Origin of the sequence: Pseudolysinimonas kribbensis, from assembly GCF_030161895.1 — a bacterium.
Lineage (GTDB): Bacteria > Actinomycetota > Actinomycetes > Actinomycetales > Microbacteriaceae > Pseudolysinimonas > Pseudolysinimonas kribbensis.
In genome coordinates this window covers 3,372,280-3,384,908 of the sequence record NZ_BSVB01000001.1, presented here as the reverse complement: position 1 = coordinate 3,384,908, position 12,629 = coordinate 3,372,280, and the positions used below count along the sequence as shown (strand labels likewise).

Below are 12,629 nucleotides of genomic sequence, written 5' to 3'. Positions count from 1 at the left end.
TCAGGCGAGCACGTCGAGGATACGGTCGGCGACCGACGCCTTGCTGCCGCTCGCCTCGGCCACGATATCGCCGGATGCCGCGAGCACCGTGACCGCGTTGGTCGCGGTGCCGAAGCCCTCGGACCACCCGACCCTGTTGAGGACGAGGAAGTCGCACCCCTTGCGGGCGATCTTGGCGCGGCCGAGCTCGAGCTGCCGCTCCGGGTCGCGCTCCGTCTCGGCGGCGAACCCCACCACGACCTGCCCCGCCCGCCGCGCGGCGGAGAGCTCGTGCAGGATGTCGGGGTTGCGCACGAGCCGCAGCGCGAGCTCGTCGCCCTGGACGTCCTTCTTGATCTTCTCGTCGGCCACCGAGTCGGGACGGTAGTCCGCGACCGCGGCGGCCATGATGACGACGTCCGCGGTCTGGGCCGACAGCAGCGCGGCCTCCTGCAGCTCCGCCGTCGTCGAGACGTGCTGCACCCGGAGTCCGTCGGCGGGCACCTCGAGGTTGGCGGCGATCAGCGTGACCTCGGCGCCGCGCCGCGCGGCCGCGCGCGCGAGCTCGACGCCCTGCCGGCCGGTGGAGCGGTTGCCGATGAAGCGCACGGGGTCCAGCGGCTCACGGGTGCCGCCCGCCGTCACGACAATCCGGCGACCCGCCAGGTCGTGCCGGGCGTGGGAGCCGGCGACCGCGAGGGCCGCCTCGGCGATCTCGTGCGGCTCCGACATCCGGCCCGGTCCCGAGTCGGTACCGGTCAGCTGCCCGTCGGCCGGACCCACGATGCGGATGCCGCGCGCCACGAGCGTCGCGACGTTCGCCTGCGTCGCGGCGTTGCGCCACATCTCGGTGTGCATGGCGGGCGCCACGACGAGCGGCGCCTCGGACGCGAGGATCGTCGTGCCCAGCAGGTCGTCGGAGAGCCCCGCGGCCAGCTTGGCGAGGGTGTGCGCGGTCGCCGGCGCGACGATGATGAGTTCCGCGCTCTGCCCGAGCGCGACGTGGCGCACCTCGGCGACGTGATCGAACAGGTCGCTCGTGACGTCGTTGCGGCTGATCGCCTCCCAGGTGGGCGCCCCGACGAATCGCAGCGCCGAGGCGGTCGGCACCACGTGCACATCGTGACCGGCGAGCACGAGCTCTCGCACGAGACCGACGGTCTTGTACGCCGCGATCCCGCCGGCGACGCCGACGACGATCTTCATACCCGTGGGGCGCGCCGCGTCCTACTCGGCGATCGGCTTGAGGACGAGCTTGTCCTCGTTGATCTCGTGCAGCGCCACGGAGAGCGGCTTGTCGTCGATCGTCGAGTCGACGAGCGGACCCACGTTGTCGAAGAGCGAGCCCTCGTGCAGGTCGGCGTAGTAGTCGTTGATCTGACGCGCACGCTTCGACGCGAAGATGACCAGCTGGTACTTCGAGTCGACGCGCGAGAGCAGCTCATCGATCGGCGGGTCGATGATGCCGGAGTTCTTGTCGGCCATGGGATGCTCCTTGCGAGGTCGTCAGCGCCCGTCGAGGTCGATCAGGGCACTTCGAGCAATTCTACGACCTCGTGCGCCGCTTGGCCGACGTCGCGGTTCACGACCTTGACGTCGAACTCATCCTGGGCCTGCAGCTCGACCTTCGCGGTCTCGAGCCGCCGCGCCTGCTCGACCGGGCTCTCGGTGCCGCGCCCGACCAGTCGGCGCACGAGCTCCTCCCAGCTGGGCGGCAGCAGGAACACCAGCAGCGCCTCCGGCATAGCCGCTCGCACGGATCGCGCGCCCTGCAGGTCGATCTCCAGCAGCACGCTGCGACCGGCCGCCAGCGCACGCTCGATCGGCGGTCGCGGCGTGCCGTAGCGGTAGGCGTTGTGCACCGTCGCCCATTCCAGGAACTCGTGGTCGGCGATCATCCGGTCGAACTCGGCGTCGCTCACGAAGTAGTAGTGCTGCCCGTCGACCTCGCCCGGTCGCGGCGGGCGCGTGGTCGCGGAGATGCTCAGCAGCACGTCCGGGTAGTTCGCCCGGATGTACTGCGACACCGTGCCCTTGCCGACCGCCGTCGGACCGGCGAGCACGACGAGCCGGCTGCGGTCGGGTGTGCCGGCCCCGCGCGGGCGGCTCTGCCGCTCGCGGCCGATGAGCCAGACGCGCAGCCGATCGCGCTGCCGGACGCCGAGCCCCCGATCTTCTTGGAGCGTGCGATCCCGAGCTCGGCCATGACCCGATCGGTCTTGGTCGGGCCGACGTTCGGGATGCTGAGAAGCAGCTCCCGCACGCGCATCGCCGCCTCCGGGGCCGTGAGCTCGCCCGCCCACGCGGCCTCGGCGACGTCGATGGCCCGGCGCGCCCGGATGGCGACGTCGTGCTTGACCGCCGCCCGGGCCCGGCGGGCGGCGATCGCGGCCCGCGATGCGGCGGCGCGGTCGACCTCGGGCGGTGTGCCGCCCCGGCGGTCGATGCGGGGGTCTCGTCTACCACTGCGCCTCCGCCGCATGCGCCGCGATCGCGTCGGAGAGCCCGTCCGGACCCGCCCGCAGGATGCTGCGGGAGGCGGAGGCGAGCACGAGGTCCGCCGCATCACCGAAGCGGGCGCGCGCGTCGACGAGGCGCGCCCCCTGAGCGCCGTGGCCGGGGGCGAGGATCGGCATCCCGATCAGGTCGTCGCGGTCCAGCCCGACAGCGACGAGTGCTCCGGTCGCCCCGATCACGACGCCGTGCCCGCGTGCACGCACCTCGTCGACGACCGCGCGCGCGACGCTGCGGCCGTCCCGCAGGAGTGCACCCTGCAGGGGCGCCGCCTCGGGGTTGGAGGTGGCGGCGAGCACGAACAGCCCCTTGCCGGCCGCGTCCGCCCGCTCGAAGGCGGGGGTCAACGCGCCGACGCCGAGGTAGGGCGACACGGTCATGGCATCGGCCTCGAGATCCGCCCCGGAGTCAGCCAGCCCTCGGCGTACGCGTCCATCGTCGAGCCGATGTCTCCGCGCTTCGCGTCGGCCAGCACGAACAGGCCGGCTGCGCGTGCCGACGCGAGCACCTCGACCAGGGCGGCGGCGCCGTCAGCGCCGTGCCGCTCGAAGAACGCCGCCTGCGGCTTCACGACGCCCGCGACGCCGGCGGTCGCCGCCACGACCCGCAGCCCGAGCTCCCGCGCGCCGGCCGCGGAATCCTCGAGCCCCCAGGAGCGCAGCAGCTCCGCGTGCGGGTCGATCCCGACGCAGAGGTGCCCGTGCGCCGCGATGGCGGCGCCGAGCCGATCGCGGAAGCTCACGAGACGACCGCCGCCGCGGCGCGCTCGGCGCGCTCGGCCCGATCCCGGGCGTAATCCTGCAGGCTGCGCACCCGGATGGCACGGTTGTGGGCCTCGAACGACGCGACCGCGGCGCCGAGCTGGGCGATCGTCGTGAACAGCGGCTTGTCGGCCGCGACCGTCGCCGTGCGGATCTCGATGCCGTCGGCCCGCGCGCTGCGGCCCGACGGCGTGTTGATCACCATGTCGATCCGGCCCTCGTTGATGAGATCGACCACCGAGGGATCGCCCGGTTGCACGACCTGGCCCTGGAAGTACTTGCGCACCGTCGTCGCCCGGATGCCGTTGCGTGCGAGCACCTCGGCGGTGCCCTCGGTCGCCACGATGTCGAACCCGAGCTGGGTCAGGCGCAGGACGGGCAGCACGACCGCGCGCTTGTCCCGGTCGGCCACCGAGACGAAGACCGTGCCGCTGTCGGGCAGACCGCCGTAGGCGGCATCCTGGCTCTTCGCGAACGCGCGCGGGAAGTCGGTGTCGATGCCCATGACCTCGCCGGTGGAGCGCATCTCGGGTCCGAGCACCGAGTCGACGACATGGCCCTCGCGGGTGCGGAACCGCTTGAAGGGCAGCACGGCCTCCTTCACGGCGACCGGGGCATCCAGCGGCACCGACGAGCCGTCGTGCTCCGGCAGCAGCCCGTCGTGCACGAGGTCGGCGATCGAACGGCCCACCATGATGAGCGACGCCGCCTTGGCGAGCGGGATGCCGAGCGCCTTGGACACGAACGGCACGGTGCGCGAGGCCCGCGGGTTCGCCTCGAGCACGTAGAGCACGCCTGCCCCGATCGCGAACTGCACATTGAGCAGTCCCCGAACCCCGATGCCCTCGGCGATGCGGCGGGTGGCCTCGACCACCTGCTCGATGATGTCGCGGCCGAGGGTGACGGGCGGGAGGGTGCACGCCGAGTCGCCGGAGTGCACGCCGGCCTCCTCGATGTGCTCCATGACGCCGCCGATGTAGAGCCGGGATCCGTCGTAGAGCGCGTCGACGTCGATCTCGATCGCGTCGTCGAGGAAGCGGTCGACGAGCAGCGGCGATCCGGGACCGATCATGGCCTCGCTGCGCACCCGGTCGAAGTAGTCCTCGAGCGCGGGCGTCGAGTAGACGATCTCCATGCCGCGGCCGCCGAGCACGTACGACGGACGCACGAGCACCGGATAGCCGATCGACTCGGCGACCCGCACGGCGCTCGGCGCATCGGTCGCGGTGCCGTTCTTCGGCGCGAGCACCTGCGCGTCGTGCAGGATCCCCGCGAACAGCCCGCGCTCCTCCGCCAGGTCGATCGCCGACGGGGTCGTGCCGAGGATCGGCACGCCGGCCGCCTCGAGGCCCTTCGCGAGCCCCAGTGCGGTCTGGCCGCCGAGCTGCACGATGACGCCCACGAGCTGGCCCGACTGCGACTCCGCGTGGATGACCTCCAGCACGTCCTCGAGCGTGAGCGGCTCGAAGTACAGCCGGTCGCTCGTGTCGTAGTCGGTCGACACCGTCTCCGGATTGCAGTTGATCATGACCGTCTCGTAGCCGGCGTCGTGCAGCGCGAAGCTCGCGTGCACGCACGAGTAGTCGAACTCGATGCCCTGCCCGATGCGGTTGGGCCCGGAGCCCAGGATGATGACCTTGCGCCCGGCCGACGGCTCCACCTCGGTCTCGAGGTCGTAGCTCGAGTAGTGGTACGGCGTGTAGGCCGGGAACTCCCCCGCGCAGGTGTCGACCGTCTTGTACACCGGCCGCACGCCCGCCTGCCAGCGGACGTTGCGCACCTCCTGCTCGGTGAGTCCGCGCAGCTGCGCGATCTGGGTGTCGGAGAAGCCGTGGTCCTTCGCGAGCTCGAGCAGCGCACGGTCGAACGGGCGAAGGCTCGCCACCTCGGCCGCGACCTCGTTGATGAGCACGATCTGGTCGAGGAACCACGGGTCGATCCCGGTCGCGATGTAGAGCTCGTCGATCGTGGCCCCGGCGCGCAGCGCCTGCTGCACGGTCACGATGCGGCCGTCGGTGGGGGTCTTGGCGAGCTCGATCAGCTCGGCCTTCGGTGCCGGCTCGCCGAGCCAGTGGAAGCTGCTGCCGCGTTTCTCGAGCGAGCGCAGTGCCTTCTGCAGCGCGGTCGCGTAGTTGCGGCCGATGGCCATGGCCTCGCCGACGCTCTTCATCGTCGTGGTGAGGGTGGCATCCGCCGAGGGGAACTTCTCGAACGCGAACCGCGGCACCTTGACGACGACGTAGTCGAGCGTGGGCTCGAAGCTCGCCGGGGTGACTTTCGTGATGTCGTTCGGGATCTCGTCGAGCCGGTAGCCGATCGCGAGCTTGGCGGCGATCTTGGCGATCGGGAATCCGGTCGCCTTCGAGGCGAGCGCGGAGCTGCGCGAGACCCGCGGGTTCATCTCGATCACGATCACCCGGCCCGTGGACGGCTCGACCGCGAACTGGATGTTGCAGCCCCCGGTGTCGACGCCGACCGCGCGGATGATGTCGATGCCGATGTCGCGCAGGCGCTGGTACTCGCGGTCGGTCAGGGTGAGCGCCGGCGCCACGGTGATCGAGTCGCCGGTGTGCACGCCGACCGGGTCGACGTTCTCGATCGAGCAGACCACCACCGTGTTGTCGGCCTGATCGCGCATGAGCTCGAGCTCGTACTCCTTCCAGCCGAGGATCGACTCCTCGAGGAGCACCTCGGTGGTCGGAGACTGGTGCAGGCCGTCGCCCACCATCCGCACCAGCTCGTCGTGCGTGTAGGCGAACCCGGAGCCGAGGCCGCCCATCGTGAAGCTGGGGCGCACCACCATCGGGTAGCCGAGGTCGTCCGCCGCGGCGAGGGCCTCGTCGAGCGTGTGCACGATGTGGCTGCGGGCCACCTCGGCCCCGCACTCGAGCACGAGCTCCTTGAAGATCTGCCGGTCCTCGCCCTTCTTGATGGCGTCGACCTTCGCCCCGATCAGCTCGACGCCGTACCTGTCCAGGATGCCCGCCTCCTCCAGCGCGATGGCCGCGTTGAGCGCGGTCTGGCCGCCGAGGGTCGGGAGCACCGCATCCGGGCGCTCCTTTGCGATGATCGCCTCGAGCGCCTCGTTGGTGATCGGCTCGATGTAGGTCGCGTCGGCGAAGTCGGGGTCGGTCATGATCGTCGCCGGGTTCGGGTTGACCAGGATGACGCGCACCCTCCGCGCGGAGCACACGGCAGGCCTGGGTGCCCGAGTAGTCGAATTCGGCCGCCTGGCCGATCACGATGGGGCCGGACCCGATGACGAGGACGCTGGTGATGTCGGGGCGCTTGGGCATCTAGGCCGTGCCCTCCTTCCGGCCAGGATTCCCTGACTGATGAGCGACGACCATGTCCACGAACCGGTCGAAGAGGTAGTTGGCGTCGTGCGGTCCGCCCGCGGCCTCCGGGTGGTACTGCACCGAGAAGGCGGGGATGTCGAGCGCGCGCAGCCCTCGACCACCTGATCGTTGAGGTCGACGTGGCTCACCTCGACCCGGCCGTAGCCGTTCGGGCTCTCGACCGCGCCGTCCAGCGGCGCGTCGACCGCGAAGCCGTGGTTGTGCGCTGTGATCTCGACCCGGCCGGTGAGGCGGTCGAGCACCGGCTGGTTGATCCCGCGGTGCCCGAACGGCAGCTTGTAGGTGCCGAAGCCGAGCGCCCGTCCGAGCAGCTGGTTGCCGAAGCAGATGCCGAAGAACGGCAGGCCCGCGTCGAGCACACCGCGCAGCAGCGCGACGTGCTCGTCGGACGCACCGGGGTCGCCCGGTCCGTTCGAGTAGAAGACCGCGACCGGATCGACCGCGAGCACGTCCTGCAGCGTCGAGCTCTGCGGCAGCACGTGCACCTCGAAGCCGCGGCGCGCGAGATTGTCGACCGTCGCCTGCTTGATACCGAGATCCAGGATGGCGAGGTTGCCGATCCGCTCCCCCTGCGCGGGTGTGACCGTGTCGGCGAGAACCGAGACCTCGGCCGAGAGGTTGCGGCCGGTCATCTCGGGGGCCTCGCGCACGATCGCCAGGTGGGCGTCGGCGTCGAGCGCGGCATCCGGTCCGGAGAAGACGCCCGCCCGCATCGCCCCCGGTCGCGCAGGTGGCGCGTGAGGGCACGGGTGTCGATGCCGCGGATGCCGACGATGCCGTTCTGGGTCAGGTCGTCGTCGAGCGACCGGGTCGCCCGGAAGTTGCTGACGATGCGCGAGGGGTCGCGCACCACGTAGCCGGCCACCCAGATGCGACGTGACTCGGGGTCCTCGTCGTTGACGCCGGTGTTGCCGATGTGCGGCGCGGTCTGCACGACGATCTGCCCGGCGTAGCTCGGATCGGTCAGCGTCTCCTGGTAGCCCGTCATCCCGGTCGCGAACACGGCTTCGCCGAGTGTGCGACCGCGGGCGCCGTAGGCGCGTCCGGTGTAGCGCGTGCCGTCCTCGAGCACGAGCACGGCTCCGTCGTTCGGGGTGGCGCTCACGCGACCTCCTTCTTCCGGTCGGTGGGGATCAGGTCCTGAATCGCGGCGACCAGCGCCGCCGGGTCGTCGGGTCGCAGGTAGCTGTCGACCTCGGCCTCTCCCAGCATCCAGCGCACGAACACCAGCCCGGAGCCGCCGACGGCCCGGTCGATGGTCCAGGTCGCGCGTCCCACGCCACGGAGGTCGACCGCGGGGATGAAGGCGGGTCGCTCGCCCGCGATGTCGAGCCGGATGCCGACCGCGGCGACCGTGATCTCGGCGCGGCCCCGGAATCCCAGCCCGTGCACGGTGATGCGCTCCAGCGGGGCGTCGGCCGGCGTGGTCGCGACGTAGAACAGGTCGACGCGCAGCTCGACGTCGCCGAGTTCGGCGGGCGGTGCCGCGGGTTTCGCGACATCGGCCTGCCGGCGGCGGCGCGCGCGCCAGCCGAGCGCCATCCCGGTGAAGACGAGCACCAGGACGACGATCACGACCGCGGCGTCGAGGAACATGCCGTCAGTGAGCGCTGGCACGCGCCACCTCCTCCTCCGGACGCAGGTGCCCGTCGAGCACCGTCGGCACGCCGCCGTGCACGGTCGCGACGACGCGACCCGGCAGCTCGGTGCCGAGGTAGGGCGAGTTGACGCTGCGTCCGTGCAGGTTCTCGATCGAGAACGCGCGTCGCGCCGCGGGGTCGACGAGGGTCAGGTGCGCCGGGCTGCCGAGAGCGAACGGCGCGTCGTAACCCCCAGCCGCCCGATCGCCGCCGGGGCCGACGAGAGCACGCGCGCGACATCGACCCAGCCGAGCAGTCCGGTGTCGACCATCGCCGCCTGCACGACGCTGAGGGCGGACTCCAGTCCGACCATGCCGAAGCTCGCCTCGGCCCAGGCCGCCTCCTTGCTCTCCACCGGATGCGGGGCGTGGTCGGTCGCCACGATGTCGATCGTGCCGTCGGCCAGCGCCGCACGCACGGCCGCCACATCCTCGGTGGAGCGCAGCGGCGGGTTGACCTTGTACCGGGCGTCGTACGACGCGGCGAGCTGCTCGGTCAGCAGCAGATGGTGGGGTGTGACCTCGGCGGTCACGGCGATCCCGCGGCCCTTGGCCCAGCGCAGCACCTCGACGCTGCCGGCGGTCGAGACGTGGCACACGTGCAGGCGCGCGCCGACCTGGTCGGCGAGCAGCACGTCGCGGGCGATGATCGCCTCCTCGGCGACGCCCGGCCAGCCGGCGAGCCCGAGCTCGGAGCTCAGCTCGCCCTCGTTCATCTGCGCGCCCTCGGTGAGGCGCGGCTCCTGCGCGTGCTGCGCCACGACGCCGTCGAAACCGGCCACGTACTCGAGTGCGCGGCGCATGAGCAGCGCGTCGGCGACGCACTTCCCGTCGTCGCTGAACATCCGCACCGCGGCGCGGGATCGTGCCATGGCGCCGATCTCCGCGAGCCGCCGGCCCTCGAGCCCGACCGTGACCGCGCCGACCGGCCGCACCGTCGCGTAGCCGTGCTGCGCACCGAGCGACGCGACCTGCTCGACCACGCCCGCCGTGTCCTGCACGGGGAACGTGTTGGCCATCGCGTGCACCGCCGTGAAGCCGCCGGCCGCTGCCGCGCGGGTGCCGCTCAGCACGGTCTCGCTCTGCTCGAAACCGGGTTCGCGCAGGTGGGTGTGCAGGTCGACGAGGCCGGGCAGCGCCTGCAGGCCGTCGGCGTCGATCCGGATGGCCCCCGCCGGTGCGTCGTCGACGAAGACGCCGCCGTCGACGACGAGGTCGCGCCGGGTTCCGTCCGGCAGCGTCGCGCCGGAGATGACGAGCGCGCTCATGAGGCGCCCTCCTTGCGTCCGCCCGCACCGAGCACGAGGTAGAGCACCGCCATCCGTATCGACACCCCGTTCGTCACCTGGTCGAGCACGACCGAGCGGGCCGAGTCGGCCGCCGCGGACGAGATCTCGAGACCGCGGTTCATCGGGCCGGGGTGCATCACCATCGTATCGGCGGGCAGCCGGGCGAACCGGGCCTCGTCGAGGCCCCACTCCCGGGTGTACTCGCGCTCGTTGGGGAAGAACGCGTCGTGCATCCGCTCGCTCTGGATGCGCAGCATCATGACGGCATCCGGGTGCTCGCCCCAGGGCTCCCCGGCCAGGGCCGCATCGAGGTCGGTCCCGGTGCTGACCGGCCATCCCGCGACCCCCGGCGGCAGCAGCGTGCCGGGGCCGACGAGGTGCACGCGCGCGCCGAGCGTCGCCAGCAGCCAGGCATTGGATCGGGCCACGCGCGAGTGCAGCACGTCGCCGACGATGGTGACGCGCAGGCCCTCGAGGTCGCGCCCGCGCGACGCATCGCCGTGCCGGGTCTTGCGCATCGTGTACGCGTCGAGCAGCGCCTGGGTGGGATGCTCGTGCGTGCCGTCGCCGGCGTTCACGACCGCCGCGTCGATCCAGTCGCCGTCCGCGAGGGTGCGCGCCGCCCCGGATGCCCCGTGGCGGATGACGACGGCATCCACGCCCATCGCCGCCACCGTCTGGGCGGTGTCCTTGAGGCTCTCGCCCTTGGAGACGCTGGAGCCCTTGGCGGTGAAGGTGATGACGTCGGCCGACAGCCGCTTGGCCGCGGCCTCGAAGCTCAGCCGGGTGCGGGTCGAGTCCTCGAAGAACAGGTTCGCGACCGTGCGCCCGCGCAGCGTCGGCAGCTTCGGCACGGCGCGGGTGGCGACGGCGGCCATGTCCTCGGCGACGTCCAGGATGCCGACCGCCTCGTCGCGCGAGAGGTCGCGCACGCTGAGCAGGTGCCTCACCGCGCCACCCCTCTGCGCCGTCGCTCGCTCCGACGACGACCTCGTCGACGCCGTCGAGCTCGGTCAGGCGCACGTTGACACGCTCGCCGGGTGCCGACGGCAGGTTCTTGCCGACGAAGTCGGGGCGGATCGGCAGCTCGCGATGGCCGCGGTCGACGAGCACGGCCAGCCGCACGGCGCGCGGCCGCCCGAGGTCGTTGATCGCGTCGAGGGCGGCGCGGATCGTGCGGCCCGAGAACAGGACGTCGTCGACGAGCACGACCGTGGCTCCGTCGATGCCCGCGGGGGCACCCGGGTGGGCTGCGGCGTGCGGGTGGGCTGGCGCGCGAGGTCGTCGCGGTACATCGTCACGTCGAGGGCGCCGATCGCGGCGTGGCCGGGTCGCAAGCGCTCCAGCACCGCGCCCAGGCGCTCGGCGAGCACGACGCCCCGGGTGGGGATGCCGAGAAGGACGAGCGGACCGGGGACGGCATCCGGGTCGACCGGCGAAGCCTCGAGGATCTCGTGAGCGATACGCGTGATCGCGCGCTCGATGTCAGCCTGCTGCAGCACGGGACGTGCCGGCATCCTGACCTCCTTCCCCGCCTCTCGGGACGGACTTAAAGGACGTCGTGGTCGAGAGCGAGCCTAGCAGCCGCTGCACGCGTTCCCGGGGCAGGGCCCAATACGCTGGGCGCATGGCGACGCCCCCGACGAAACCTCCGCCGCCCTGGCGCGCTCCCTCTCCTTCGCGATCGGCCGTGCGAATCGCCGCATGCTCGCCGCCGGCGAGGGACTCGGCCAGGGCCATCTCAACGCACTCGCGACCGTGTTCCGGGTCGGCCCCATCCGGCCGGGCGACCTGGCGCAGCGCGAATTCGTGAGCGCCCCCACGATGACGCGCACCCTGCGCGACCTCGAGGATCGCGGCCTCGTGACCCGCACCGGCAACCCCGACGACCGCCGCTCGATCCTCGTCTCGGTGACCGCCGAGGGCGAGCACGAGGTGCTGCGCGCCCGCTCGGCCCGTGCCGACATCCTCGCCGGGCTGATCGCGCGGCTCGACCCCGCGGATCGCGCGGCGCTGCAGACGGCGCTCCCGGCGCTCGAGCACCTGGCGACGCTCGGCACCGACGATCCCGTCTAGTCGCGAGGGCCGCCGGTCTCTGCCGTCTTCGCGCGGGCGATCGCCCCCAGGAGCCCGTTGAGGAACCCGGCCGAGTCGTCGGTGCTGAGCACGGTCGCCGACTCGACCGACTCGGCGATCGCGACCGCGTCGGGCACCTCGTCGTTGTAGAGGATCTCCCACGCGCCGATCCGCGCGATCGCGCGGTCGAGCACCGGCATCCGGTCCAGGGCCCAGCCGTGCGCATTCTCGACGATGACGCGATCGAGTTCGTCGCGGTGCTCGGCCACGCCCTCGACGATCGCGCGCGCATAGGGCCACGACGAGCCGCGCTCGGGGCGCGCGGCGGCGCGCGCGGATTCCTCGGCGAGCAGCTGCTCGATCGGCAGGTCGCGCAGATCGGCGCCGTAGAGGATGTCGAGGGCGCGCTTGCGCGCCTTGCTTCGAGCGCTCACGCGGCGCTAGTCGGTGACCCGGCCGAGGTAGTCGCCCGAGCGGGTGTCGACCTTGACCCTCGTGCCGGTCTCGAGGAACAGCGGCACCTGGATCTCGTATCCGGTCTCGAGAGTCGCGGGCTTGGTGCCGGCGCTCGACCGATCGCCCTGCAGCCCGGGCTCCGTGTAGGTGACCTCGAGCACGACGGAGGTGGGCAGCTCGACGTAGAGCGCTTCGCCGTCGTTGGTGGCGATCGTCACGGTCTGGTTCTCGAGCATGAAGTTCGCGGCGTCACCGACGATCGCGCCGGGGATGGTGACCTGGTCGTAGTCGCTCGTGTCCATGAACACGAAGTCGTTGCCGTCCTTGTACAGGTACTGGAAGTCGCGCCGGTCGACGGTCGCGAAGTCGATCTTGGTCCCGGCGTTGAACGTGCGGTCGACGACCTTGCCGCTGCGCACGTTCTTCATCTTCGTGCGGACGAACGCGCCGCCCTTCCCGGGCTTCACGTGCTGGAACTCGACGATGCTCCAGAGCTGCCCGTCGATGCTCAGCACGGAGCCGTTCTTGATGTCGTTCGTCGTAGCCACGAGGGGAG

Annotated in this window: 7 protein-coding genes and 6 pseudogenes; 1 reads left to right on the top strand and 12 read right to left on the bottom strand. The window is 71.9% G+C overall.

Translation table 11 applies throughout. From position 1 onward, the window contains the following. From coaBC to pyrR, 10 genes and pseudogenes are all read right to left on the bottom strand, one after another. Positions 1 to 1,185, bottom strand: a complete 1,185-nt coding sequence (gene coaBC / locus QQK35_RS18585; RefSeq protein ID WP_284255484.1) for a bifunctional phosphopantothenoylcysteine decarboxylase/phosphopantothenate--cysteine ligase CoaBC — start codon at positions 1,183 to 1,185, stop codon at positions 1 to 3. A gap of 21 nt (positions 1,186 to 1,206) precedes the next feature. Further along, positions 1,207 to 1,464, bottom strand: a complete 258-nt coding sequence (gene rpoZ / locus QQK35_RS18580) for a DNA-directed RNA polymerase subunit omega (protein WP_284255483.1) — start codon at positions 1,462 to 1,464, stop codon at positions 1,207 to 1,209. Positions 1,465 to 1,505: 41 nt separating this feature from the next. Next, positions 1,506 to 2,461 (bottom strand): annotated as a pseudogene (gene gmk, locus QQK35_RS18575) (guanylate kinase). After that, positions 2,439 to 3,235 (bottom strand): annotated as a pseudogene (pyrF, locus tag QQK35_RS18570) (orotidine-5'-phosphate decarboxylase). Before pyrF ends, gmk begins: the two co-directional pseudogenes overlap by 23 nt. Continuing rightward, a pseudogene (gene carB / locus QQK35_RS18565) lies at positions 3,232 to 6,550 on the bottom strand (carbamoyl-phosphate synthase large subunit). The pseudogenes pyrF and carB overlap by 4 nt, the downstream one beginning before the upstream one ends. Then, positions 6,551 to 7,718, bottom strand: a pseudogene (carA, locus tag QQK35_RS18560) (glutamine-hydrolyzing carbamoyl-phosphate synthase small subunit). Continuing rightward, positions 7,715 to 8,230, bottom strand: coding sequence for a PH-like domain-containing protein (locus tag QQK35_RS18555; RefSeq protein WP_284255482.1), 516 nt, complete (start codon positions 8,228 to 8,230; stop codon positions 7,715 to 7,717). The pseudogene carA and the gene QQK35_RS18555 overlap by 4 nt, the downstream one beginning before the upstream one ends. After that, positions 8,214 to 9,520 (bottom strand): annotated as a pseudogene (locus tag QQK35_RS18550) (dihydroorotase). The gene QQK35_RS18555 and the pseudogene QQK35_RS18550 overlap by 17 nt, the downstream one beginning before the upstream one ends. Beyond that, complete coding sequence (locus QQK35_RS18545) at positions 9,517 to 10,491, bottom strand: aspartate carbamoyltransferase catalytic subunit (protein ID WP_284255481.1); 975 nt, start codon at positions 10,489 to 10,491, stop codon at positions 9,517 to 9,519. The pseudogene QQK35_RS18550 and the gene QQK35_RS18545 overlap by 4 nt, the downstream one beginning before the upstream one ends. A gap of 25 nt (positions 10,492 to 10,516) precedes the next feature. Beyond that, positions 10,517 to 11,058: pseudogene (pyrR, locus tag QQK35_RS18540) on the bottom strand (bifunctional pyr operon transcriptional regulator/uracil phosphoribosyltransferase PyrR); the annotation flags it as partial. Between the two features lie 187 nt (positions 11,059 to 11,245). Here pyrR and QQK35_RS18535 point away from each other — a divergent pair. Further along, entirely contained in the window at positions 11,246 to 11,617 is a 372-nt protein-coding gene (locus QQK35_RS18535; protein ID WP_284255480.1) for a MarR family winged helix-turn-helix transcriptional regulator, read from the top strand. On the opposite strand, the gene nusB is transcribed toward QQK35_RS18535, so the two are convergent. Beyond that, entirely contained in the window at positions 11,614 to 12,051 is a 438-nt protein-coding gene (gene nusB / locus QQK35_RS18530; RefSeq protein ID WP_284255479.1) for a transcription antitermination factor NusB, read from the bottom strand. The two genes, QQK35_RS18535 and nusB, sit on opposite strands and share 4 nt — an antisense overlap. A gap of 6 nt (positions 12,052 to 12,057) precedes the next feature. Then, positions 12,058 to 12,621, bottom strand: coding sequence for an elongation factor P (efp, locus tag QQK35_RS18525; RefSeq protein WP_284255477.1), 564 nt, complete (start codon positions 12,619 to 12,621; stop codon positions 12,058 to 12,060). Between the last annotated feature and the right edge of the window lie 8 nt (positions 12,622 to 12,629).

Coding starts and splice junctions, on each gene's coding strand:
- coaBC (WP_284255484.1), bottom strand. CDS start 1,185: ATGAAGATCGTCGTCGGCGTCGCCGGCGGGATCGCGGCGTACAAGACC.
- rpoZ (WP_284255483.1), bottom strand. CDS start 1,464: ATGGCCGACAAGAACTCCGGCATCATCGACCCGCCGATCGATGAGCTG.
- QQK35_RS18535 (WP_284255480.1), top strand. CDS start 11,246: ATGCTCGCCGCCGGCGAGGGACTCGGCCAGGGCCATCTCAACGCACTC.